The 23,809-nt window shown below is 67.8% G+C and carries 18 protein-coding genes; 14 read left to right on the top strand and 4 right to left on the bottom strand.

The genetic code is table 11. The features are described 5' to 3' along the window. The first annotated feature begins 14 nt into the window (after positions 1-14). The 7 genes from SD196_RS14680 (at position 15) to SD196_RS14650 (ending at position 9,363) form a co-directional block, all read left to right on the top strand. Complete coding sequence (locus tag SD196_RS14680; protein ID WP_416310307.1) at positions 15-1,985, top strand: alkyl/aryl-sulfatase; 1,971 nt, start codon at positions 15-17, stop codon at positions 1,983-1,985. A 6-nt stretch (positions 1,986-1,991) separates the two neighbouring features. Continuing rightward, entirely contained in the window at positions 1,992-2,696 is a 705-nt protein-coding gene (locus tag SD196_RS14675; RefSeq protein ID WP_416310306.1) for a TetR family transcriptional regulator, read from the top strand. A gap of 170 nt (positions 2,697-2,866) precedes the next feature. After that, positions 2,867-4,297, top strand: a complete 1,431-nt coding sequence (locus SD196_RS14670) for a hypothetical protein (RefSeq protein ID WP_416310305.1) — start codon at positions 2,867-2,869, stop codon at positions 4,295-4,297. A gap of 3 nt (positions 4,298-4,300) precedes the next feature. Continuing rightward, positions 4,301-5,758 (top strand): acyl-CoA reductase, encoded by a 1,458-nt coding sequence (locus tag SD196_RS14665; RefSeq protein ID WP_416310304.1) that lies wholly within the window; start codon positions 4,301-4,303, stop codon positions 5,756-5,758. A gap of 89 nt (positions 5,759-5,847) precedes the next feature. Continuing rightward, a complete protein-coding gene (locus SD196_RS14660) occupies positions 5,848-6,897 on the top strand; it encodes an NAD(P)-dependent alcohol dehydrogenase (RefSeq protein WP_275611727.1) in 1,050 nt (349 codons plus the stop codon). 91 nt (positions 6,898-6,988) lie between these two features. Beyond that, positions 6,989-8,314 (top strand): DUF1214 domain-containing protein, encoded by a 1,326-nt coding sequence (locus SD196_RS14655; RefSeq protein WP_416310303.1) that lies wholly within the window; start codon positions 6,989-6,991, stop codon positions 8,312-8,314. A 26-nt stretch (positions 8,315-8,340) separates the two neighbouring features. Beyond that, positions 8,341-9,363 carry a DUF1254 domain-containing protein gene (locus SD196_RS14650; RefSeq protein ID WP_416310302.1) on the top strand — a complete coding sequence of 341 codons (1,023 nt, stop codon included), beginning with the start codon at positions 8,341-8,343 and terminating at the stop codon, positions 9,361-9,363. 324 nt (positions 9,364-9,687) lie between these two features. Here SD196_RS14650 and SD196_RS14645 read toward each other — a convergent pair whose 3' ends face one another. From SD196_RS14645 to SD196_RS14630, 4 genes are all read right to left on the bottom strand, one after another. Next, positions 9,688-11,259 (bottom strand): AMP-binding protein, encoded by a 1,572-nt coding sequence (locus SD196_RS14645; protein ID WP_416310301.1) that lies wholly within the window; start codon positions 11,257-11,259, stop codon positions 9,688-9,690. Between the two features lie 144 nt (positions 11,260-11,403). After that, entirely contained in the window at positions 11,404-12,315 is a 912-nt protein-coding gene (locus SD196_RS14640) for an SDR family oxidoreductase (protein ID WP_331319398.1), read from the bottom strand. 70 nt (positions 12,316-12,385) lie between these two features. Next, entirely contained in the window at positions 12,386-13,630 is a 1,245-nt protein-coding gene (locus tag SD196_RS14635) for a thiolase family protein (RefSeq protein WP_416310300.1), read from the bottom strand. 33 nt (positions 13,631-13,663) lie between these two features. Further along, on the bottom strand, positions 13,664-14,437 hold the full coding sequence (locus tag SD196_RS14630; protein ID WP_416310299.1) for an enoyl-CoA hydratase/isomerase family protein: 774 nt from the start codon (positions 14,435-14,437) through the stop codon (positions 13,664-13,666). Between the two features lie 263 nt (positions 14,438-14,700). Here SD196_RS14630 and SD196_RS14625 point away from each other — a divergent pair, with 263 nt between their 5' ends. The 7 genes from SD196_RS14625 to SD196_RS14595 all read left to right on the top strand — a co-directional run bounded on the left by SD196_RS14625 (position 14,701) and on the right by SD196_RS14595 (position 23,808). Next, entirely contained in the window at positions 14,701-17,406 is a 2,706-nt protein-coding gene (locus SD196_RS14625; RefSeq protein WP_416310298.1) for a LuxR C-terminal-related transcriptional regulator, read from the top strand. Positions 17,407-17,542: 136 nt separating this feature from the next. Continuing rightward, positions 17,543-18,688 carry an acyl-CoA dehydrogenase family protein gene (locus SD196_RS14620; protein ID WP_275611735.1) on the top strand — a complete coding sequence of 382 codons (1,146 nt, stop codon included), beginning with the start codon at positions 17,543-17,545 and terminating at the stop codon, positions 18,686-18,688. A 29-nt stretch (positions 18,689-18,717) separates the two neighbouring features. After that, positions 18,718-19,515 (top strand): enoyl-CoA hydratase/isomerase family protein, encoded by a 798-nt coding sequence (locus SD196_RS14615; protein ID WP_331319395.1) that lies wholly within the window; start codon positions 18,718-18,720, stop codon positions 19,513-19,515. Positions 19,516-19,772: 257 nt separating this feature from the next. Continuing rightward, complete coding sequence (locus SD196_RS14610; RefSeq protein WP_275611944.1) at positions 19,773-20,960, top strand: lipid-transfer protein; 1,188 nt, start codon at positions 19,773-19,775, stop codon at positions 20,958-20,960. Positions 20,961-20,969: 9 nt separating this feature from the next. Continuing rightward, positions 20,970-22,169, top strand: a complete 1,200-nt coding sequence (locus tag SD196_RS14605) for an acyl-CoA dehydrogenase family protein (protein WP_416310297.1) — start codon at positions 20,970-20,972, stop codon at positions 22,167-22,169. A gap of 13 nt (positions 22,170-22,182) precedes the next feature. Next, the gene (locus tag SD196_RS14600) at positions 22,183-23,322 is read left to right on the top strand and encodes an acyl-CoA dehydrogenase family protein (RefSeq protein WP_275611737.1); all 1,140 of its coding nucleotides are present in this window, start codon (positions 22,183-22,185) and stop codon (positions 23,320-23,322) included. A gap of 27 nt (positions 23,323-23,349) precedes the next feature. Next, positions 23,350-23,808 carry a MaoC family dehydratase gene (locus SD196_RS14595; protein WP_275611738.1) on the top strand — a complete coding sequence of 153 codons (459 nt, stop codon included), beginning with the start codon at positions 23,350-23,352 and terminating at the stop codon, positions 23,806-23,808. The last annotated feature ends 1 nt before the right edge of the window (position 23,809 follow it).

The following is a 23,809-nucleotide window of genomic DNA, read 5'->3' as shown; positions in this document are numbered from 1 at the left end:
AGGACGTAATGACCATGCAATGCCGATATCTCCCGCTGTCCCTGTTGGCCGCCCTGGTGGCATTCACCGGCCAGGCTTCGGCCGCCGAGCCCGTCGCGCCGCTGCCGGCGAGCCCGGCCACGATCGCCGCCAACCACGCCGTGCTCGGCCGCCTGCCGTTCGCCGACCGGCAGGACTTCGACGACGCCAAGCGCGGGTTGGTGGCAGCCTTCGCCGGGAGCATCAAGGACGCCCAGGGCAACGTGGTGTGGGATACCCACCAGTACGATTTCCTCGCCGCCGAGAAGGCGCCGGACAGCGTCAACCCCAGCCTCTGGCGCATGGCACAGCTCAATACCCATGCCGGGCTGTTCCAGGTCGCCGCGCGCCTCTACCAGGTGCGCGGGCTGGACCTGGCCAACATGACCATCATCGAGGGCGACGACGGCCTGATCATCATCGACCCGCTGATGGTGGCCGAGACCGCCCGCGCGGCCCTCGACCTCTACTACAGCAAGCGTCCGCACAAGCCGGTGGTGGCGGTGATCTACAGCCACAGCCATCTCGACCACTTCGGCGGTGTGCGCGGGGTGATCGACGAGGCCGACGTGCGAGCCGGCAAGGTGCGGGTGATCGCTCCCGATGGCTTCATGGACCACGCCATCAGCGAGAACGTGCTGGCCGGCACCGCCATGCTGCGCCGCGCCATGTACCAGGGCGGCAGCCTGCTGCCGCGTGGCGAGCAGGCGCTGGTGGACAGCGGCCTGGGCAAGGCGGCGCCGCGAGGCGGCAGCGTCGGCCTGATCGCCCCCACCGAACTGATCCGCAAGCCTCAGGAAACTCTGCGGATATCCGGGGTCGATCTGGAATTCCAGCTCACCCCCGGCACCGAGGCGCCGGCGGAGATGAACCTGTACCTGCCGCAATGGCACGCCCTGGGCATGGCCGAGAACGCCACCCGCATGATGCATAACGTGCTCACCCCGCGCGGCGCGGAGGTGCGCGACGCCAAGGCCTGGTCGAAATTCCTCGACGACAGCCTGGTGCGCTACGGCGACAAGGCCGAGGTGATGTTCGTCCAGCACAGCTGGCCGACCTGGGGTGGCGAGCGGATTCGCACCGAACTGGCCGACCAGCGCGACATGTACGCCTTCATCAACAACCGCACCCTGCACCTGCTGAACCAGGGACTGACGCCGCTGGAGATCGCCGATGCGGTCAAGCAGCTGCCCGGCGAGCTGGACCGCAAGTGGTACCTGCGCGGCTACTACGGCAACCTGGCCTTCAACGTGCGCGCGGTGTACCAGCGCTACCTGGGCTTCTACGACGGCAACCCGGCCAACCTCGCGCCGCTGCCGCCGGAGCAGGCCGACAAGCGCTACGTGGCGGCCATGGGCGGCGCCGACAAGGTGCTGGGCCTGGTGCGCCAGGCCATGGAGCAGGGCGACTACCGTTGGGCCGCCGAGCTGGGCAACCGCCTGGTCTTCGCCGAGCCGGACAACCGCGCCGCCCGCGAGGCCCAGGCCGCCGCCCTGGAACAGCTGGGCTACGCCGCCGAGTCGGGCGTGCAGCGCAACATGTACCTGGTCGGCGCCAGCGAGCTGCGCAACGGCCTGCCGCCCTACAAGGGCCGCCCGGTGGAAGACCTGGTGCGCGCCGCGACCCCGGCGATGTTCTTCGACCTGCTGGCCGTGCGCCTGGATTCGGACAAGGCCCTGGGCCACGACATGACCCTGAACTGGGACTTCGACGAGCCGGCGCAGTCCTTCGCCCTGACCCTGCGCAATGGCGTGCTGACCTACCGAGAGGGGGCCAGCCATGCCAAGCCGGACGTCAGCCTGCGGATGAGCAAGGCGACCCTCGACCGAATCGCCCTGAAGCAGCTGGACTTCCCCACCGCACTCAAGCAGGATGCGCTCAAGTTGGAGGGCGATGCCGGCAAGTTCAAGGCACTGATGGCTGCGATGTCGAGCTTCGACCCCATGTTCAACATCGTCACCCCCTGAGTGTCCATGCCCCGCAAGCCCATCGACAAACCCGCGCAGGAACCGGCCGAGCCGGTCCTGCGCGTGGCGCTGCCGGCGCCCCAGCGCAAGCGCCCGCGCCAGGCGCGCTCGGTGGCGCTGGTGGCGGCGCTGAAGATCACCGGCCGGGAGATCCTCGAACGCGAGGGCAGGGCGGCGCTCACCGTACACCGCCTCGCCGAACACGCCGGGGTGGCCATCAGTTCCATCTACGAATACTTCCCCACCATGGAATCGCTGGTGGCGGCGATCTTCGACGACTACCGCAGCGAGGCGCGGGTCGAGGTCATCGCCAGCATTCGCGCGCTGCCGGATTCCGCCTGCCTGATGGATGGCATCGAACTGCTCCTGCACACCGGCCTGGCCGCGCTGCAGCGCTGGCTGCGGCTGGACTCCGAACTGAGCATCAAGACCGCCTACCAGGCGGAGCTGGTGCGCCTGGACATGGTGCGCGGGGATGGCTTCTGGGTGTCCCAGGTGATCCCCGCGCTGGTCGAGCGATTTTCCACCGAAGTGCGGGTGCGCGACCGCGAGCTGGCAGGTTTTCTCGCCTACCAGGCGGTGACGGCGCTGCCGCGCGCGCTGGTCATCGAGCGCCCCGACTTCCTGCAGCAGGAACAGACCGTGCGCCTGCTGGCGCGCATGCTCCATGGGCTGCTCACCGCGGATTCGGAAAGCGTCTCCGAATCCTGATAAAAGTCGTTTTAATTCAACGGCTTGTCTATCACAAGAAACATCGGGAATCCGGAACAGCACAGGCCTGCCAGTCCCTAGACTGGGTTTGCCATGAAGGCTGCCCGCGGCGGGCAGCCGGTCCTTCGTGCCGGCGGCGGTACGAAGGGTGCAAGCGAGGACCCGGAACAATGACAAGAACAATCGACGAAAAGGTCGACCTGCTGCTCAGCGACCCCGTCGCCCTGGTCGGCCATTCCCGCCAGGCCTGGAACGAACTGCCCCGCACCGAGATCGACGCCCTGCAGATACGCGCCCTGCAACGCCGCTTCACGCAACTGCGCGAGCGCATCCCGGTGCTCAAGCGCCTGGCCGATGCCGAGGGCGTGGAGCGCATCGAGCGGCTCGAAGATGTCGTCCCGCTGCTGTTCGAGCACACCGTCTTCAAGTCCTACCCGCCGTCACTGCTGGACAACAACAACTTCGCCGCGATCAACCGCTGGTTGTCCAAGCTGGTGACTCCGGAGATCGGCGAAGCCCTGCTGGCCGCTGACGTGAGCGGCTGCGAGGGGCTGGACGACTGGTTCGAGGCGATCGACGCGCAGGTGCCGCAGCTGTGCCTGAGCCATACCTCGGGCACTTCCGGAACCCTGTCGTTCCTGCCGCTGGGCACCCGCGAATTCGAGAAGGCGGCGAGCGTGCGCCGGCTGTTCGCCTGGGACATGCAGGGCCCGGATACCCCCGATCCGCAGTTGCATGCGCTGTACCCGTACTACCGCAAGGGCTACCTGAGCCACGTGCGCGGCAACATGGCGCTGATGCGCGGCCTGCTGCCGAGCCTGGACAACTTCCACCCGGCCTATCCTGCGACCCTCTCCAGCGACGTGCTGCACCTGGGCGCCAAGGTCCGCGCGGCCCAGGCCCGAGGCACCCTCGACCGCCTGCAACTGAGCCCGGCGCTGCTGGCGAAGAAACAGGCCTACGACCAGCTGCAGGCCGAGATGCCGCAGCACCTGGCGGCCTTCTTCGAGGAGATGACCCAGCGCCTGAAGGGCCAGCGCGTCTATATCGGCGGCACCTGGAACCTGCTGCACAACATGGCCAAGGCAGGGCTGGCGCGCGGCCTGGAAGGGGTCTTCCACCCCGGTTCCTTCATCGCCACCACCGGCGGCGCCAAGGGTGTCGTGCAACCGGAGGGTTGGCGCGAAGAGGTGCTGCGATTCACTGGCGCCCAGCGCATCAACGAGACCTACGCGATGTCCGAGGTGGTCAGCGGTTCCCACGCCCTGTGCGACCACGGCAACTACCACTTCGCGCACACCGCGATTCCTTTCGTGCTCGATCCGGAAACCGGTGGAACCCTGCCGCGCAGCGGCCGCCAGACCGGCCGCGCAGCCTTCTTCGACCTGGGTGCGGAACTGCGCTGGGGCGGCTTCATCACCGGCGACGAAGTCACCGTCGAGTGGGACGCGCCTTGCCCCTGCGGGCGCCACAGCCGCTATGTGGTCGGGCCCGTGCAGCGCTACAGCGAGAAGAACGGCGGCGACGACAAGATCACTTGCGCCGCGTCCGAACAGGCCCATCGCGAAGCGATGGACTTCCTCAGCACGCTGGAGGCCTGAGCCATGAGCCATCCCATCGCACCGATGATTATCCGTGGCGAGGTCATCACCGATCACCTGATCGAGGTCGGCGGCCGCGGCGGCGACCTGACCTTCCTCACCCCCGACGCGCACCGCTACCTGGACCGCCTGCCGCTGGGCAACCCGGCGAAGCTGGCCGACCTCTACGCGCTGAGCTTCGAGGACATCCTCGACTACTGCGAGGCCCTCGCCGAGCGCCTGGACTTCGCCAGCAACCGTTACCTGCAGGAAGCCTGCGAGCTGTCCTACCTGACCGCACCGACCACCCCGACCATGGTGCGCGGCGCCTACATGAACCTGCGCCACCTGCTGACCCGCGAGGCGATCATCGAGATGGCCGAGAGTACCGTCGGCATCCCTTACCTGGAGGGCTGGGTGCGCCAGCGCCTGCTCGACGGTACCGAGCTGGAGACCCGCTGCTTCGGCTCCCGTGCGCTGCACATCGTGGCCGGCAACGCGGTGGCGTTGTCCCTGTGGACCATCGTGCGCAACATGGTCCTGCGCAGCGATGCGATCATCAAGGCGCCGTCCAACGACCCCTTCACCGCCCTGGCCATCGCCCGCACCATGATCGACATGGCGCCCGACCACCCGTTGACCAAGCACCTCAGCGTGGCCTACTGGAAGGGCGGCGACCAGGCCCTGGAGCAGCGCCTGTACCAGCCGCAGAACATCGAGAAGATCGTCGCCTGGGGCGGTTTCGCTGCGCTCAAGCACGTCACCCGCTACATCCAGCCGGGGCTGGAGCTGATCTCCCTGGATCCCAAGCGCAGCGCCAGCATCATCGGCAGCGAAGCCTTCGCCAGCGAGGCCAGCCTGCGCGAGGCGACGGTGCGCCTGGCCACCGATATCGGCGTGCTGAACCAGAAGGGCTGCGTCTGCTCGCGGGTGGCCTACGTGCAGAGCGGCACCGACAGCGCCGGGCTGGAGCGCCTCAACCGCTTCGGCCAGTACGTCTACGAGGCGCTGCTGGCGTTGCCCAACACCGTCAGCACGCGGCCCAAGCGCTATGACCCGGGGCTCAAGGCCCACGTCGACGCGCTGCGCCTGGATGACGACTGGTACCGGGTGATCGGCGGCCGCGAAGGCGAGGGCGCGATCATCTGCTCGCAGCTGCCCGAGGCGGTGTCCTTCGCCGCCAGCCTGGACGACCGCACCGCCAACCTGGTGCCGGTGGATTCGCTGGAGCAGATGCTCGATGCGGTCGACGCCTACACCCAGACCGTCGGCGTCTACCCCGAGGCGATCAAGGACCGGATCAAGGATGTGCTGCCGTTGTACGGCGCGCAGCGCATCGTATCCCTGGGCTACGCGGCAGCGATGAAGTTCGCCGCCCCGCAGGACGCCATCGAGCCGATGCGCCGCATGGGCAAGTGGATCAGCAACCAGATCGCCTCGCCGGAGACCACCCCGGCGCCCTGGCTGCGTCCGTCGCTCTGAACCCCGATCCCGCCGCCACCCGCACCGGGCGGCGGCGCAACCTTGCATGGTCGGCGCCGCCGGCCCGGTTTTCGTATCAGGAGTCATCCATGTCCCAATGCCTCAGCTACGCCGCCAGCGCTGCCCGCGCACCGCTGGCTCCGCTGCGCATCGACCGCCGCGAGCTGCGCGCGGACGACGTCGCCATCGAAATCGCCTACTGCGGCGTGTGCCATACCGACCTGCACTACGCGCACAACGACTGGAACAACACCCTCTTCCCCTGCGTGCCCGGCCACGAGATCGTCGGCCTGGTCAGCGCCGTCGGCCCGGCGGTCAGCCGCTACAAGGTGGGTGACCGGGTGGCGGTCGGCTGCCTGGTGGACAGCTGCCAGCACTGCGCCGCCTGCGAGGCGAACGAAGAGCCGCACTGCGAACACGGCGCCACGCCCACCTACAACGGCCGCGACCGGCAGAACGGCGAAGTGACCCTCGGCGGCTATTCGCAGAACATCGTGGTCAGCGAGCGCTTCGTGCTGCGCGTGCCCGAAGCGCTGGACATGCGCTTCACCGGCCCGCTGTTGTGCGCCGGCATCACCGTGTGGACGCCCCTGCGCGAGCACGGCGTGGGGCAGGGCAGTCGCGTCGCGGTGCTCGGCCTGGGCGGCCTCGGCCACCTGGCGGTGAAGCTGGCCGTGGCCCTGGGCGCCGAGGTGACCGTCATCACCAGCTCCCCCGGCAAGGCCGACGACGCCCGTGCCCTCGGTGCCCACGACGTGCTGCTGTCCAGCGATGCCCAGGCGATGAAGGCGGCGGCGAACCGCTTCGACTTCATCCTCGACACCATCCCCCGGCAGCACAACCTCAACCCCTACCTGATGCTCCTCGGCCGCCACGGCAAGCTGGTGCTGGTGGGCGCACTGGAACCGCTGGAGCCGATCCACGGTGCGCTGCTGGCGCGCAACAACCGCTCCATCTCCGGTTCGCTGGTCGGCGGCCTGGCGCAGACCCAGGAACTGCTGGACTTCTGCGCCGAGCATGAGGTGCTGCCGCAGTGCGAGCTGATCGCCATGGAGGACATCAACGCGGCCTTCGAGCGCATGGAGCGCAACGACGTGAAATACCGCTTCGTCATCGACATGGCCTCGCTGCGGGACTGAGGCACAGGCACGATCCCCCCACAAGGGGAGGGGCCGGTGAAAGGGAAGGGCGGACTACTCTGCCCTTTCATTCATGCCGGAGAAAACCCCCATGCGGATGCCCCATGCCCTCAGCGCCGTCGCGGCAAGCGTACTGCTGACGACCTGCCCCGTCGCCCTGGCCAGCGAGGCCGCGCCTGCCGTGGACGCGCAGGCGATCAGCGACGCCTACGTCTACCTGCTCGGCCGCACGCTGGTGCTGCGCCAGCAGCGCATCGACCTGAGCGAAGGCATGGGCTGGAACAACCTGGTCCACCGCAAGCCCGGTGCGGTGGACTGGCCCAACCCCAACCTCGATGTCGCCTATTCCGAAGCCTGGCTGGCGCTGGACGAGCACAGTTGCACGCTGCTCGGCGTGCCGAAGGTCCAGGGCCGCTACTACACCGCCCAGGTGCTCAACGGCTGGGGCGAGACCCTGGCCAACGTCAACGAGCGCACCTACCCCGAGCGCCCCGACGGCCAGTTCGCCTTCTGCCTGAAGGACGCGCAGGTGAAGCTGCCCGCCGATGTCCGTCGAATCGACCTGCCGGTACGTAGCGCGCGCCTGCTGACCCGCGTCGAACTGGGCGCCGACCCGCAGGGCGCCGAACGCCTGCAACGCGCCTTCACCCTGCAGCCCACCGGCAAGCCGGCGTTGCCCCAGGTGCCGTCGGTAGCGGACTTCGCCTGGCCGAAGCTGCCCGGCGTGGAAATCTTCGACGGCGCCGAGGCGGCCCTGGCCGAACCCGATATCAACCCCGGCATGGCGCCGCTGCAAGCCAAGGTGCGCGCCGTTGCCGCCGCGATCGGTGACCCGCAACAGCGCCAGCGCATCGACCAGATCATCCGCAGCCGCGCCTACGCCGATCTCGCCAAGGCCTCGCCGACCCTGGGCGGCGGCACCCAGCGCAACGGCTGGTCGCGGCCGCCGGTCAGCGGCACCTATGGCAGCAACTACCTGACCCGCACGCTGGTGAACTACGGCGGCATCTGGGCCAACACCCGCAATGAGGTGAACTACTTCCGCGGTGCGCTGGATGCCGACGGCAAGCCCCTCGACGGCGGCGCCAGCTACAGCCTGACCTTCCCGGCAGACCAACTGCCAGCCAGCCAGGCAGAGTACTTCTGGTCGATTACCGCGACCGACGCGAAAAGCTTCCGCGTACTGCCCAATCCGCTGCAGCGCTTCCTGCTCAACAACCACTCGCCGCTGACCTACAACGCGGACGGGTCGCTGACGCTCTACTTCGCCCCGCAGAAACCCGCCGGCGCACCCGAGGGCAACTGGCTGCCGACCCGCGCCGACCTGCCATACCGCCTGGTGTTCCGCTACTACGGCGCCAAGGGCGCGGTAGCGGACGGCAGCTACTTCCCGCCGGCCATCGTCAAAGGTTCCTGATGACATATCGACAAGGAGAACGTCCCATGTTCAAACCCCTGCGCCTGGCGACCACGCTGGCCCTGCTGCTGGCGGGCGCCGCCCATGCCGCTGATGCACCGGTGCCGGTCACGCTCGACAATTTCGTGCGTGCCGAGTCGGATCGTTATTTCGCCCTTACCGCGCAGCGCGGCGGCTTCGGCCAGTTCGTCCATTGGCGCGAGCTGATGCCGGTGGATGCCAAGACGGTGGTGCGGCCCAACCGCGACACCCTGTATTCCACCGCGGTCTTCGACCTGGACGCCGGGCCGGTCACCGTGGAGCTGCCGGAGGCCGGCAAGCGCTACCGTTCGCTGGCGGTGATCGATGAAGATCACCATGTGCTCGCCATGCATTACCGCGCAGGACGCTACCGTATCGCCCGCGAGGACGTCGGCACGCGCTATGTGTTGCTCGGCGTACGGACCCTGATCGACCCCTCCAGCAAGGAGGATCTGCAGCAGGCGCATGCACTGCAGGACCGCATCAGCGTGAGCCAGCCCGGCGGCCCCGGCCAGTTCGCCGTTCCCGCCTGGGACAAGGCCAGCCAGGACCGCCTGCGCGCCGCGCTGATCGTCCTTGGTACGACAGTGGGGGATTCGCGTGGCATGTTCGGCGCGCCGGGACAGGTCGATCCGCTGCGGCATCTGGTCGGCAGCGCCATCGCCTGGGGCGGCAACCCGGAGCGGGACGCCTTCTACCAGATCGTCACGCCGCCACGGAACGACGGCGCCACCGCCTACCGCCTGGACGTGCCGGCGGTTCCGGTGGGGGCGTTCTGGTCGATCAGCGTCTACGATGCGCAGGGCCGTTTCCAGCGCAACGAACTGGGCGCCTATACCCTGAACAACCTGACGGCGCAGAAGGGCGAGGGCGGCAAGGTCAGCGTGCGCTTCGGTGATTGCAAGGCGGGGGTGGTGAACTGTCTGCCGATCATGCCGGGGTGGAACTACATGATCCGCTACTACCTGCCGCAGCCGGTGATTCTCGATGGCGGCTGGAAGATGCCGGAGCCGCAACCGCTGTCCTGAGGTGCGGCTGGCGGATCGCGGACGGAGTCCGCTCCTACGGGGGCAAGGGCCCCTCACCCTAACCCTCTCCCGCACGCGGGAGAGGGACCATTCGGCGCAGGATGAAGCCGCGGTGTCAGCCTGTACGGACAACTCCCTCTCCCTCCGGGAGAGGGCTGGGGTGAGGGGGGACACCCAACTGCGGACTTCCCGGAAAGGGAAGTTGCCCCATGATGCCATGCTTCACAGGTATCTGTAGGAGCGAGCTTGCTCGCGAACGGATCCGCAGTGGGGCTGGTTCGCGAGCAAGCTCGCTCCTACAAAAGCAGGGCGGGCCCTCGGGCCTCAGGACACTCGCCGCGCCTTGTCCTTCCAGTACTTGTCCCGCACCTGACGGCGCAGCACCTTGCCCACCACGCTCACTGGCAGGGCATCGACCAGGATGATGGACTTGGGCGCCTTGAAGCGTCCCAGGCGTTCCTTGACGTAGGCCTGCAACTCCTCGACCGAAACCTGCACACCGGCCTTGAGCACCACCTCGGCGTGTACCGCCTCGCCCCATTCCTCGTGGGGGATGCCGACCACCGCCGAGTTGGACACCGCCGCGTGGGCGTTCAGCGCCGCCTCGACTTCCACCGCGTAGACGTTGAAGCCGCCGGTGATGATCATGTCCTTCTTGCGGTCGACCAGGAACAGGAAGCCCTGGTCGTCGATGTAGCCCAGGTCGCCGGACTTCCAGAAGCCATTGCTGAACTCGTTGGCAGTGCCTTCGGGGTTGCGGTAGTAACCGCCGATGGTGCCGCGCGAGCGCACCCACAGCTCGCCGGTCTGGCCCAGGGGCAGCTCCTTGCCGTCTTCGTCGACGATGATCACCTCGGCGGCCGCCGCGATGCGCCCGGCGGAGCCCAGTTGCTGCTCGCTGGCGCTCAGGTGCTCGGCCTTGCCCAGGATGGCCACCGCATGCAGGCTCTCGGTGGCGCCGTAGATCTGCATGAAGATGTTGCCGAAGCGCTCCTGGGCCTGGCGCAGCTTGGCCGGGCTCATCGGCGCGGCGCCGTAGGCCAGGGTCTGCAGGGAGCTCAGGTCGTAGTGGCTGGCCTCGGGCATTTCCAGCAGGCGATAGACCATGGTCGGCACCAGCAGGGTCATGGTGATGCGTTCCGCCTCGATGTTGCGGCACAGCTGGACCATGTCGGGCACGTTCTGGGTCACCGTGCAGCCGCCACGGAACAGCGTCGGCAGCAGGCCCAGGCCGGAACCGTGGCTGATCGGCGCCATGTGCAGGAAGCGGGTGTCGGGCTGGTAGGGCTGCTCGCTCTCCATGTACATCGAGTCGCGCAGGGCCAGCCAGTTGTCGGTGGTGTAGGTGGCGCACTTGCCCTGGCCGGTGGTGCCGCCGGTGAAGCGGTAGACCAGGGCGTCATGCTGGATGTCGTTCTCGACGTCCGGGTTGGCGTCCGAGACGCCTTCGAGCAGGTCCCAGAAATACAGCAGGCCGTCGCGTGGCGTCGCCGGCGGGTCCATGCACACCACCACGATGCCCAGTTCGCGGAGCATGGGGAAATGGCTGTCGAGCAGGGCGTTCTCGATGAACACCACCTTCGGGCGGATGAACTCGACCTGCCAGCGGTGCTCGTCGAAAGCATCGCGGTAATTGGTGTACGCCGCCGCGGCATCGCCCTTGAGCGCGGTCCAGGCGTGCAGCAGCGCGATGTTGTCGTTTTCCAGGATGCACAGGTAGGCGTCACCGCGACGCAGTTGCAGGCGCTCGCGCATCATGTTGACGATGCGGTTGGTCAGGGCGTGCAGTTGGCGGAAGCTGTAGCGGCGGTTGCGCTCGATGTTGACCAGGGCCTCGCGCTCGCCGAAGCGGACCGCCAGGTTGCCGATGGTTCGCGAGAAATTCATGGTTGTCATTGTTGTTCTCCATCTCGGGGCCGTCGCGGAACCGGCCCATGATAACCGCGCCCCTGGGGGCGCCGCATGGCGTTTGGTCGTTGCGCGGATGTACGAAAGCCCGGCCGCGCGGGCCGGGCTTGCGTTGGCAGTCGCCCGCGCCGATCAGGCGCCCTTGAGGGCTTTCATCGCGGTATCGATGAACAGGCCGACCTGCTGGTTGGCATCGTTGCGCGGGCCGGCGCTGCTCCAGTCGGTGATCTGCTCCAGGTGTGCCTGCACGTCTTCCGGGGTCAGCTCGCTGCCCAGGAACACCGGCGTGGTCTCTTCCATGCGCACGGCGGAGAACACGCCGGCGCCGGCGCCCAGCACCAGCTTGGTCGGTGCCTGCTCGCTGACCAGGAACAGCGCGCCCGGGCTGACCTGCTCGGCGCGGCTGGCCTTGAGCAGCTCTTCCGGCATCACGTCCTCGGTCATGCGGGTGGCGGCCATGGGCGCCAGGGTGTTGACGTGGATGTTGTTCTTGCGGCCCTCGATGGCGAGCATGTTCATCAGACCCACCAGGCCCATCTTGGCCGCGCCGTAGTTGGCCTGGCCGAAGTTGCCGAACATGCCGGCGGCCGAGGTGGTCATCAGGATGCGCCCGTAGTTCTGCTCCCTCATCAGGTCCCAGACGGCCTTGGAGCAGTACATCGAGCCCAGCAGGTGGACGTTGAGCACGGCATGGATGTCGGCCAGCTCCATCTTGGCGAAGGACTTGTCGCGCAGGATGCCGGCGTTGTTGATCAGGATGTCGACGCGGCCGAAGGCCTCGACGGTCTGCCGGACCAGGGCCTGGACCTGCTCGTAGTCGGCGACGTTGGCGCCGTTGGCGATGGCGTTGCCGCCGGCCTTGCGGATTTCCTCGACCACGGCCTGGGCGGCGTCGGAGGAGCTGCCGGTGCCGTCGCGGCTGCCGCCGAAGTCGTTGATCACCACCTTGGCTCCGCGCGCGGCGAGTTGCAGGGCGTGGATGCGGCCCAGGCCGTTGCCGGCGCCGGTGACGATGGCGACGCGATCATCGAAACGAATGGTCATGCTGTGGTTCCTCATGGATCTTGTTGTTGTCGCGACGGGAGCGAGGTACCGCTCCCGTCAAGGATAGTGATCAGGCGCGGGCAAAGATGCCGACGTGCTCGGTGGACTCCTCGACGCGCCAGAGGCCGCCGCCGTTGCCCTGCAGGGCGATGCGCGCGCCCTCGACCTGGCGCTTGCCGCAATTGCCACGCAGTTGCTCCACCAGTTCGAAGATCTGCCCGATGCCGGTGGCGCCGATCGGGTGGCCCTTGGATTCCAGGCCGCCCGAGGGGTTGACCGGCAGGCGTCCGCCCAGAGTGAAGTCGCCGCGCTCGGCCATCACGCCGCTCATGCCCGGCTCGCTCAGGCCCAGGGCCTCGATGGAGAGCAGCTCGCCGATGGCGGTGGCGTCGTGCACTTCGGCCACGTCGACGTCCTGCGGGGCGATGCCGGCCTGTTCGAAGGCGGCCTTGCCGGCCAGGTGCGTGCAGCCGTTGGCGAAATCGTCGGCGGCGCGCGCGGACGCCGAGCGCACCACGCTGGCCAGGACCTTGATCGCACGGCTCTTGTCGAAGCCGTATTTCTTCAGCGCCGACTCGGTGCAGAGGATCGCGGCGGCAGCGCCGTCGGAGATCGGCGAGCACATCGGCAGGGTGATCGGGTAGGTGATCGGCGGCGCGGCGAGGATTTCCTCGATGCTCATGGCATTGCGGTACTGCGAGCGCTCATTGTGCACCGAGTGCCCGTGGTTCTTCGAGGACACCGCCGCCAGCTGGCGCTGGGTGATGCCGAAGCGCTCCATCAGGCCGCCGCGGCCGAGGGCGGCGTAGACGTCCATGAACGGGCTGTAGGGCTTCTCGGACTGCGAGCCGGGCGGCGGGATGATGCCCTTGCCCATGGCGGCCAGGTAGTTCCTGTTGTCCTCGAAGGTCTCGATGTCCCAGGCCGACTCGAAGGCCGAGAACATCTTCTGCTTGTCGCTGTAGAACATCTTCTCCGCACCGACGGCCAGGGCCACCTCGGCGGCGCCGGCGCGCAGCTGGGTGACTGCCAGGTTGAAGGCGTGGCTGGAGGAGGCGCAGGCGCCCTCGATGTTGAAGATCGGGATGCCGTCCAGGCCCAGGGGCAGCAGGGCGACCTGGCCACGGATCATGTGCTGGCCGTCGAAATGGCCCTGGGTGCAGTTGCCGTAGAAGGCGACCTGGATCGACCGGCGATCGCAGCCGGCGTCCTTCAGGGCGTCCTCGACGGCCCAGGCGGTGAGCTGCTTGACGCTCTTGTCGGCGTGTCGGCCGAAGGCGGTCATGCCGACGCCGACGATATAGATGTTTTCCATCGCTTCCTCGAAATGCTCGGTGGTGGGGCGGGATCAATAGCCCTTGAAGGCCGGTTTGCGCTTCTCCGCGAAGGCGCGCAGGCCCTCGGCGATGTCGTAGGAACGCTGGTGGTTGCGCAGTTCCAGTAGCTCGTGGCGCAGGGCATCGGCGCGGGACTTGTCGGCGGCCTCGTCGGCCACGCGCTTCATCCGCCGCAGCACCAGCGGGCTCTTTTCCGCCAGCTTGTCGCCGATGGCCTGGACGCGGGCCAGCAATTCGCCGTCGGGCACCACTTCGCTGACCAGGCCGTAGGTCTTCATATCCTGCGCCGGCAGCGAGTCGCCGGTGAACAGCAGGTACTTGGCGACGTTTTCCGGGATCTTGCGCGGCAGGATGGCCGCGCCACCGCCGCCGGGGAACACGCCGAAGTTGGAGTGGGCGTCACCGAAGCGGGCGCTTTCGGCGGCGATCACGAAATCGCAGCACAGCACGGTCTCCAGGCCGCCGGCCAGGGCCAGGCCGTTGACCGCGGCGATCACCGGCTTGGGGAACACGCGCAGGCGGTCGAAGAAGGCGACGATGTTGTCCAGCAGGTCCATTTCGCCGGGCTGCGGAGCGCCGGCGACCTTGAGGTCGGCGCCGGCACAGAACGCCGTGCCGGTGGCGGTCAGCGCCACCACGCGCACGTCGGCGTCGACTTCCCAGGCCTTCAGGCATTCGACCATGGCCTGGAGCATCTCCGGGTTCAGGGCGTTCATCGCCTTGGGACGGGAGAGGGTGATCCAGCCTACCTGGCCTTTCACTTCAAACTTAACGGATTCGCTCATTTCTGCTCCTCGCGGACGGGGGTCGATACGGTCGATTTGCACGTTACGCCAGCCAATCGGCGCCGCTCCCCCCCCCTTGCGGACGGGGTCGGCGGCGCAGGGGCTGGTGCAGGATGGACGTGGCCGTCGAGGAAAGGGCGCGGCGGGGCGGACGGCATGCGCCGGGCCCACCGTGCCTTTGGCCAGTACCCAGAAGAGCGGAGCCACGGGTCTGCGTGCGCTACCGCCGTCCGCCTAACGCCAGAGCAAGGGCTAACAAGAAGATGCAAAGCTCGCTGATGAACTCCGACGACCTGCTGGTCGCCACCAAATTCTCCCCGCCGCGCCTCAATACCCGGCACATTCCGCGCGCCCAGCTGCTGGAGCGGCTGCACGAGGCGCGCCTGGGCAACCTCACGCTGATCACTGGCGGCGCCGGCTTCGGCAAGACCCTGCTGCTCGCGCAGTGGCGCCAGGCGCTGCTCAAAGAAGGACTGGACGTCGCCTGGCTGTCGCTCAGCCATGACGACCGCCAGTACCCCAGCTTCCTCGCCTACCTGCTGGCCGCCCTGCAGCGCCTGGGCATCGCGGTGGAGTCCGGGCTGGCCCTGGACGAAGCCGGGGAATCCACGCTGGCGGCGCTGGTGGCGCTGGTGACCCGCCAGGCCGAGCAGGCCGGGCGCGAGCTGTACCTGCTGATTGATGACTACCACCACGTCGAGGCGCCGCTGGCCCACCGTCTGTTGCAGAAGCTGCTGGACCATTGCCCGGCCAACCTGCACCTGGTGATCGCCTCGCGCAGCACGCCGCCACTGAGCCTGGGGCGCCTGCGCATGCAGGGCCAGGTGGCGGAGATCGACTTCGCCGAGCTGCCCTTCGACCTGGAGGAAACCCGTGCCTTCTTCGAGCGCAACCTGGGCAGCCTCAGGCTCACCGCCGACGAGGAACAACTGATCCACGAGCTGACCGGCGGCTGGCCGGCCAGCCTGCAACCCATTGCCACCATGCTGCGCATCCGCCCGGCGCGGCGCCCCAAGCTGCGCTCGCTGCTGTGGAAGTCCAGCGACCTGCAGGCCTACCTGGCCGAGGACGTGGTGGCGTGCCTGGCGCCGGAACTGATCGGGCTGCTGGAGCAGCTGTCGCCATTCCGTCGCTTCAACGCCGACCTGGCCACCTTCGTCACTGGCAGCACCCAGGCCGCCGCGCTGATCCAGCGTGCCGAGGACGAGAACCTGCTGATCTACCGGGTCGACTCCGAGGACAGCATGCCCTGGTACCGTTTCCACCCACTGTTCGGCGAATTCCTCGGACAGCGCCTGGCGATGCGCGGCGCGGCGGCGGTGGAGGCGCTGCACCGCCGGGCCAGTCAGTGGTTCGCCGAACATGAGCTGCTGGTGGAGTCAGTGCGCCACGCCAACCTGGGCGGCGACCTCGACTTCGCCGTCGCGGCCATGGAGCAGGCCGCCAGCACCGCCTGGAGCATGGCCTGCATCAGCCCGATGCTGCACCTGCTGGAGCGCCTGCCGCAGGAGACGCTGTTCGACCATCCACGGCTGTTCATCGTCGGCTGCCTGACTTACGCCTTCACCGCTCGCCCGGAGAAGGCCGAGCGCTGGCTGGAGCAGATCCGCCGCACCGAGGCGGCGAAGAATCCCGCGCTGTCCTCGCGCTTTGCCCTGGCCGACGCCGCCATCGCCCTGCAGCTGGACAATCCCCGGAGGGTCATCGGCCTGCTGGAGCCGGCGCAGCGGGCGCCGCTGGAGAACCGCTCGCTGCGCTACATCAGCCTGTCGGCCCTGGCCACCGCCTATCTGCTGCTGGGCCGGGTGGACGCCGTACACCGGCTGCACGAAGACAACCCGATCCTCGCCGAGGACCGCGACAACGACATGGCGCTGGTCTACGAGAGCACCCTGATCCTCGCCCTGCTGCGCGGGGGCGACGCCGCCGAGGCGGCGCGCCTTGGCGGCAACCTGCTGGCGCGCGCCGAGGCGGGCTATGGGCGCAGCTCGGTGTCGGCCAGCCTGTGCGCGGCCAATCTCTGCGACGCCTACTACGAACTGGACCGCATCGACGAGGCCCTGGCGGTGCTGGCCAACCGCAACGGCATCCTGCAGTCGTCGATGCCTGACGTGATGGCCCGTGCCTCGGTGTGTCGCGCACGGATCGCCGCGCTGCGCGAGTCGCCCCAGGCGCTGCAGGAGTTCCTCGAGGCCCAGACCGCGCACTTCCACAAGCTCGGTCTGGATCGACCGCAGGCGCTGATGCTGGCCGAGCAGGCCAAGACCTGGCTGGGCCAGGGGGACTTGCGCCGCGCCTCGGAGCGGGTAGTGCGTCTGGAAACCCTGGCCGAGGGCTACCGTGGCGATTGCCGCGACGAAGTAGCCACGATTGCCGCCTTCGCCAGGGCGCGCCTGGCCCTGGCGGAGCGCGAGCCGGCCCGGGCGCTGGAGTGCCTGGCGCGAGTGGGCGGTTTTGCCGAGCGCTATGGCCGTGGCCGCACGGCGGTGAAGGCGCGGCTGCTGGCGGCTATCGCCCATGCCGACCTGGGGCAGGAGCAGGAGGCCATGGACTGCCTGGCGGCAGTGCTGCAGGACGCCGCGCGCTTCGGCCTGGTGCGCACCCTGCTCGACGAGGGGCCGCGCCTGTTGGCACTGCTCGAACGACTGGCCGAGGAGGGCGGGCTGGAAGGCCCTTGTGCCGCTTACCTCGACGAGCTGCTGGCCCGTGGCGGGCGCGACGCGGAAGAGGTGGAACCGGTAACCGCCCGCCGTGCGCCGGGTGCCGAGCCGCGCAGCATCCTGACCCCGCGCGAAGTGGAAATCCTCGGGCTGATCGCCCAGGCCATGTCCAACAAGCGTATCGCCCTGACCCTGAACATCACCTTCGGCACGGTGAAATGGAACGTGAAGAACATCCTCGCCAAGCTCGGCGTATCCAGCCGCTATGCGGCGATTTCCCTGGCTCGCCAGCAGGGGGTGATTCCCTGACGTCCGGCCGCTCCCCTACCAAGAGGGGAGGCGCGCGCCATGTGGCCGGCGGGCACTCTGGCCACATGGCGCACGTGCCTGCCCGGCTCGTCGCAAAGCACCACATCGGCAATCCGCCCCCTTCGTGAGGAAGAATATGAGCGATACATCCGCAGTGTTCCTGAGTGAACAGGAAGTCATGATCCGCGACGCCGCCCGCAAGGTGGCCCAGGAAGTGGTCGCGCCGACTGCCGCCGAGCGCGACCGCACCGGCGCCTGGCCGCGTAACGAACTCAATGCCATCGCCGCACTCGGCTATCTCGGCCTGCACATCCCGGAAGAGTACGGCGGTGTCGGCATGGACTTCGTGGAGTACTGCCTCGTCATCGAGGAATTCGCCGCCGTCGACGCGGGCTTTGCCACCGTCCTGCACGTGCACAACTCCGTCGCCTTGTCGATCTTCCGCGAGGGTACGGAGGAGCAGAAACAACAATGGTTGCCTGCCATGATCCGCGGGGAAAGGATCGGCTGCTTCCTGTTGAGCGAACCGCACGCCGGTTCGGATACCGCGGCCTTCCGCACCTCGGCCCGCCGCGACGGCGATCACTATGTGCTCAATGGCAGCAAGCAGTTCATTTCCAACGGCGGCGAAGCGGGCGTGGCCATCGTGGTGAGCGTCACCAACAAGGACGCCGGCAAGAAGGGCGTCAGTCTGATCATGGTCGACCCCAGCGCCCCGGGTTACGTGGTTGCGCGCAATGAGGAAAAGATGGGGCAGCGCACGGCCAACCTGGCCGCGATCCAGTTGGAGAACTGCCGTGTGCCGGCGGGCAACCTGCTGGGCGCGGAAGGGACCGGCTACAAACACATCATTGCCAACCTGGACGAAGGCCGCGTGGCCATCGCCGCGCTGGCGACCGGCGTTGCCCGTGCCGCTCTGGAAGCCGCGGTGAAATACGCGAAGGAACGCGAAGCCTACGGCGCGCCCATCATCAATCTGCAGGGCGTGGCCTTCGATCTGGCCGACATGGCGACCCAGGTGGAAGTGTCGCACGTGTACATGCTGCATGCGGCGCGCCTGTGCCAGGCCGGCATCCGCTGCTCGAAGGAAGCCTCGGCAATCAAGCTGTTCGCCAGCGAGATGGCCGAGAAGGTCTGCTCCGACGCGCTGCAGATCCACGGCGGCTATGGCTACCTCAACGACTTCCCGGTCGAGCGCTATTACCGCGATGCCCGCGTGACCAAGATCTACGAAGGCACCAGCCACATCCAGAAGCTGATCATCGCGCGCAATCTGGGCTGAGCCCGGCACGCGCGCATTGGGAGAATCGCATGACCGACGCTTCGCTACGCCTTGAGAAGATCGGCAGGACCGCGCTGCTCACCCTGAACCGCCCGCAGCGCCGCAACGCGCTGGACGCCAGCCTGGCCCAGGCCTTGCTGGAGGGCGTCGAGGCGGTGCGGGCGGACAACTCGCTACGCTCGCTGGTGCTCACCGGCGCCGGTGGCTCCTTCTGTTCGGGGGCCGATCTCGCCGATGACGGCGCCCATGAGGACCCGGCGTTCTTCGGCCGTGACCTGGTGCTGAGCCACCAGCGCTGGCACACCGCCCTGGCGACACTGGAAATGCCGGTGATCGCCGCGGTGGACGGTGCCGCGGTGGGCGCGGGGTTCTCCCTGGCCCTGGCCGCCGACTTCGTCTTCATGACGCCGCGCGCCCGGCTGCTGCCGTCCTTCGTCGGCATCGGCCTGGTTCCCGACCTGTCGCTGCTGTACAGCCTGCCGCGCCTGGTGGGTCTGGCCAAGGCCAAGGAAATCCTCTTCTCGGCACGCCCGGTGGCGGCGCAGGAAGCGCTGGAGCTGGGCATCGCCCAGGCGATACTGCCCGAGGACAGCCTGCTGGAGTCGGCCCTGGCCTATGCCCGGCAGTTCGACGAGGCACCGCGCAGGGCCCTGGGCTTGACCAAGACCCTGCTCAATCGCGCCTTCGAGACCGACCGCGAGGCCATGGCCCAGCTGGAAGCCGCAGCCCAGTCGCTGTGCGGCAACAGTCTCTACCATGCCGAGGCGGTGCGGCGCTTCCTTGGCAAGCAGGGGCCGGCCTACGCCGGGGCGGTACTGCCCGGCTAGCGCCGGTGCCTGCGGTACAAGGAGCCGGGTTTCCCAGGGAAACCCGGCTTTTGCCATTATTGCGCCACGTCGCCTGGGCGCCCATGCGGCCGGCGCCATGTCAGGATGGGGAAGATGCGGAGGCCGGGCGGCCGCCACCCCATCCTATTGGGGAGGGGCCGCCCATGGTGGGTATCCCTATGCTGGAGGCTCACTGGCGCAGGCCGGGTGTGGAACCCGCCGCGGGCGCCGCCAACGCAGAGATCGAGGAGAAGCAGATGGGGCAGAAAGTAGTGGTCGCCGGGGTTGGCATGATCCCGTTCGTCAAGCCGGGCCAGAACGAGAACTACGTGGCCATGGGCGAGCAGGCCGTACGCCTGGCGCTGGCCGATGCCGGCGTCGGTTACGAGTCGATCCAGCAGGCCTACGCCAGCTACGTCTTCGGCGACTCCACCTCGGGCCAGCGCGTGCTCTACAACGTCGGCATGACCGGCATCCCGGTGATCAACGTCAACAACAACTGCGCCAGCGGTTCCACCGCGCTGTACCTGGCCAACCAGGCGATCTCCAGCGGTATGGTCGACATCGTCCTGGCCTTCGGCTTCGAGCAGATGGTGCCGGGCGCCATTCCCAGTTCCTTCGCCGACCGTCCGAGCCCGCTGGAGCTGTTCCTCGACCAGTGCGACGCGGCCATTCCGGGCGCCGCGCAGATTCCGGCGGCCCTGCGGATCTTCGGCAGCGCCGGCGTCGAGCACATGAAGCGCTTCGGCACGCCGCTGGAGACTTTCGCCAAGATCCGCGCCAAGGCCAGCCGCCACGCGGCGAACAACCCCAAGGCGGTGTTCCGCAAGGTGGTCAGCGTCGAGGACGTGATGGCTGATCAGGTGGTCTGGCCGGAAGTCATGACCCGCCTGATGGCCTGCCCGCCGACCTGCGGCGCGGCGGCAGCGGTGCTGTGCAGCGAAGCCTATGCGCGCAAGCATGGCCTCGACGGCAGCGTGTGGATCGCCGGCCAGGCGCTGACCACCGACGGCGCCGAGACCTTCCGTTCCGGCGACATGCGCGACGTGGCGGGTTACTCCATGTCCCGCGCTGCGGCGCAGAAGGCCTACGAGCAGGCCGGCCTCGGTGCCGAGGACGTCAACCTGGTGGAGCTGCACGACTGCTTCGCCCAGAACGAGCTGCTGACCTATGAATCCCTGGGCCTGTGCCCGGAAGGCGGTGCGCAGAAATTCGTCGATGATGGCGACAACACCTACGGCGGCCGTTACGTGGTCAACCCGTCCGGGGGCCTGCTGTCCAAGGGCCACCCGATCGGCGCCACCGGCCTTGCGCAGTGCACCGAACTGGTCCAGCAACTGCGTGGCCAGGCGGAACAACGCCAGGTGGAAGGCGCGCGCGTGGCGCTGCAGCACAACATTGGTATCGGCGGTGCCTGTGTGGTCACCCTGTATCGCAAAGACTGACCGGAGGCGATGATGGATTTTCAACCTGATGCCAATTTGCAGGCCTTCCGCGAGGAGGTTCGGGCGTTCATCGCGTCGCGCGTTCCGAAGGAACTGACGGGGTTGCCGCGCTGCACGCGTTCACCTCGCGATCAAGTGCTGCGCTGGCAGAAATTGCTCAGCGAACAGGGCTGGAGCGCTCCCTATTGGCCCAAGGAGCACGGCGGCAACGGCTGGACGGTGCAGCAGCAGCTGATCTTCGATGAAGAATGCGTCGCCCATGGCACGCCCACGCTCGATGGATTCGTGCACACCCTGCTCGGGCCGGTGTTGAATGTCTTTGCGACACAGGAGCAGCGTGACGAGCATCTGCCCGCGGTGTTCCGGGGTGAGCGCTTGTGGTGCCAGGGCTTTTCCGAGCCGGGTTCCGGATCGGACCTCGCGTCGCTGAAAACCCGCGCGGTGCGAGACGGCGATCATTACGTCGTCAACGGCCAGAAGATCTGGACCAGCTATGCCCACGAAGCCGACTGGATCTTCCTGTTGGTGCGCACGGATACCGAGGTGAAGAAACAGGCGGGAATCAGCTTCCTGCTGGTGGACATGAAATCCCCGGGTGTGAGCGTGCGGCCGATTCGCAGCATCGACGATGCCCATCACCTGAATGAAACCTTCTTCGATAACGTCCGGGTTCCCGTCACGAATCTGGTGGGCGCGGAGGGCCAGGGTTGGGCCATTACCAAGTTCCTGCTCAATAACGAACACGCCTTTGCGGCGGACTTGCCCGCGCTCCGGCGCTATATGCGCGAACTCCGTGAGTTCGCCAGCAAATTGCCGGTGGACGGCACGCCGCTGATCGAGCGCCCGGAGTTCGCCTTGAAGCTGGCACGGCTGGATGCGGAGCTGCAAGCGATCGGGATGCTGGTGCAGCGGGTTGCGCAGTTGGAGCAGCGACACGATCCCTCATCGCCGATTCTGGGGTCGATGCTCAAGATGCGCGGTACGGAGTTGCAGCAGCGCCTCACCGAGGCGCAGGTCGAGGCACTGGGCAGCTATGGCGCCGTCGCCTATGCGCATCCGCATGCCGAGGCGCCGGAGCGGCCGTACCCCCTGCAGCAACTGGCGCGCGGCATTGCCAACGACATGTTCTTCCGTCGCGCTTCCACTATTTACGGCGGCACCAGTGAGGTGCAGCGCGGCATCATCGTCAAGATGCTGTTCCAACTTTGATCAGGATGGGGTTATGGACTTCGTATTGAATTCTGAGCAGCAGCTCCTCCAGGACAGCGTTCGACGCTATATCGACAAGCAGTACAGCTTCGAGGCGCGCACCGCGCTGGTAAAGGCCGGGCGCAACGGCAGCGCCGACAACTGGGGCATCTTCGCAGCCAATGGCTGGCTGATGGCCGCGCTGCCCGAGGAGCATGGCGGGTTGGGTGGCTCGGTGCTGGACAGCGTGATCATCGCCCAGGAGCTGGGCCGCGGCCTGGTACTGGAACCCTTCCTCGGTTGCGCCGTGCTGGCCGCACAGACGCTGCTGGCCAGCGCCGCCGAGGAACAGAAGGCACGTTTGCTGCCGCAACTGGCCGACGGCAGCCTGCGCATCGCGCTGGCCTACGCCGAGCCGGCTTCCCGTGGCATGCCGGAGCCTGTGGGCCTGGTCGCCGAGCCCCAGGGCCAGGGTTACCGCCTGAGCGGGCGCAAGACCCTGGTGCTGGGTGCGGTGGATGCCTCGGCGTTCATCGTCTCGGCCAGCATCCCCGGCGTGCCGGGCATCAGCCTGCTGCTGGTGGACGGCGCCAGTGCCGGCCTGGGTCGCCAGGCGCTGCGCCTGCATGACGACACCTGGGTCGAAGAACTGACCTTCGATGGTGTGCAGGTCGGCGCCGAGGCGCTGCTGGGCCAGCCCGGCCAGGGCCTGCCAGCACTGCGCGTGGGCCTGGCCCAGGGCACCGTGGTGCTCTGCGCCGAGCTGATCGGGGCGATGGAAAAAACCATCGAAGTCACCGCCGAATACCTCAAGGTTCGCCAGCAGTTCGGCGTGGCCATCGGTAGCTTCCAGGCCCTGCAGCACCGCATGGCCGACATGGCCGCCGAACTGGAACTGGCCCGCTCGATGCTGCACGGGGCGCTGGCCTCGCTGGCCAACGACGACGAGGCGACCCGGCAGAAGACCCTGTCGGCCACGAAGATGCTGGTCTGCCGCGCCGCCAAGTTCGTCTGCGGCCAGGGCATCCAGCTGCACGGCGGCATCGGCATGACTGAGGAATACCTGGTCGGCCACTACTACAAGCGCGCGATCGTCGCCGACCTGCAACTGGGCAGCAGCGACCGCCACGAAGCCGCCTGCGCCGCCGCCCTGCAGGCGGAACTGCGTGGCTGACGCCCCCAATCCTTGCGAGTGAAAACAATGAAAAAGAGCTACGAAAGCATCGCGCAACTCAAGGCCCTGGTGGGCGAAGTCATCGGCAGCAGCGAGTGGCTGACCATCGACCAGGCGCGCATCAATACCTTTGCCGAGGCCACCGGCGACCACCAGTGGATTCACGTCGACCCCGAGCGCGCTGCCAAGGGGCCGTTCGGCAAGCCGATCGCCCATGGTTTCCTGACCCTCAGCCTGCTGCCGCCGCTGATGACCGACGCCTTCGAGATCCGCGACGTGAAGATGGGCGTCAACTACGGCCTGAACAAGGTGCGCTTCGTCCAGCCGGTGCCAGTGGACAGCCGCGTGCGCGGGCACTTCCGGGTGCAGGCGTGGGAGCCGCTGGAGGGCAACGGCGCGCAGATCACCTACGAAATGACCATCGAGATCGAGGGTGCGGCCAAGCCGGCCTGCGTCGCCGAAGCCATCCTGCGGGTGTTCGCCTGAG

Origin of the sequence: Pseudomonas macauensis (genome assembly GCF_047902425.1) — a bacterium.
GTDB lineage: Bacteria > Pseudomonadota > Gammaproteobacteria > Pseudomonadales > Pseudomonadaceae > Pseudomonas.
This window is presented reverse-complemented; position numbering and strand designations above follow the sequence as displayed.

Excerpts from the sequence above, each read along its gene's own strand:
- SD196_RS14640 (WP_331319398.1), bottom strand. The coding sequence starts at position 12,315 with ATGACCATTCGTTTCGATGATCGCGTCGCCATCGTCACCGGCGCCGGC.
- SD196_RS14655 (WP_416310303.1), top strand. The coding sequence starts at position 6,989 with ATGCGGATGCCCCATGCCCTCAGCGCCGTCGCGGCAAGCGTACTGCTG.
- SD196_RS14625 (WP_416310298.1), top strand. The coding sequence starts at position 14,701 with ATGCAAAGCTCGCTGATGAACTCCGACGACCTGCTGGTCGCCACCAAA.
- SD196_RS14600 (WP_275611737.1), top strand. The coding sequence starts at position 22,183 with ATGGACTTCGTATTGAATTCTGAGCAGCAGCTCCTCCAGGACAGCGTT.
- SD196_RS14665 (WP_416310304.1), top strand. The coding sequence starts at position 4,301 with ATGAGCCATCCCATCGCACCGATGATTATCCGTGGCGAGGTCATCACC.
- SD196_RS14595 (WP_275611738.1), top strand. The coding sequence starts at position 23,350 with ATGAAAAAGAGCTACGAAAGCATCGCGCAACTCAAGGCCCTGGTGGGC.
- SD196_RS14650 (WP_416310302.1), top strand. The coding sequence starts at position 8,341 with ATGTTCAAACCCCTGCGCCTGGCGACCACGCTGGCCCTGCTGCTGGCG.
- SD196_RS14630 (WP_416310299.1), bottom strand. The coding sequence starts at position 14,437 with ATGAGCGAATCCGTTAAGTTTGAAGTGAAAGGCCAGGTAGGCTGGATC.
- SD196_RS14645 (WP_416310301.1), bottom strand. The coding sequence starts at position 11,259 with ATGACAACCATGAATTTCTCGCGAACCATCGGCAACCTGGCGGTCCGC.
- SD196_RS14605 (WP_416310297.1), top strand. The coding sequence starts at position 20,970 with ATGATGGATTTTCAACCTGATGCCAATTTGCAGGCCTTCCGCGAGGAG.
- SD196_RS14610 (WP_275611944.1), top strand. The coding sequence starts at position 19,773 with ATGGGGCAGAAAGTAGTGGTCGCCGGGGTTGGCATGATCCCGTTCGTC.
- SD196_RS14620 (WP_275611735.1), top strand. The coding sequence starts at position 17,543 with ATGAGCGATACATCCGCAGTGTTCCTGAGTGAACAGGAAGTCATGATC.
- SD196_RS14615 (WP_331319395.1), top strand. The coding sequence starts at position 18,718 with ATGACCGACGCTTCGCTACGCCTTGAGAAGATCGGCAGGACCGCGCTG.
- SD196_RS14635 (WP_416310300.1), bottom strand. The coding sequence starts at position 13,630 with ATGGAAAACATCTATATCGTCGGCGTCGGCATGACCGCCTTCGGCCGA.
- SD196_RS14675 (WP_416310306.1), top strand. The coding sequence starts at position 1,992 with ATGCCCCGCAAGCCCATCGACAAACCCGCGCAGGAACCGGCCGAGCCG.
- SD196_RS14670 (WP_416310305.1), top strand. The coding sequence starts at position 2,867 with ATGACAAGAACAATCGACGAAAAGGTCGACCTGCTGCTCAGCGACCCC.
- SD196_RS14660 (WP_275611727.1), top strand. The coding sequence starts at position 5,848 with ATGTCCCAATGCCTCAGCTACGCCGCCAGCGCTGCCCGCGCACCGCTG.
- SD196_RS14680 (WP_416310307.1), top strand. The coding sequence starts at position 15 with ATGCAATGCCGATATCTCCCGCTGTCCCTGTTGGCCGCCCTGGTGGCA.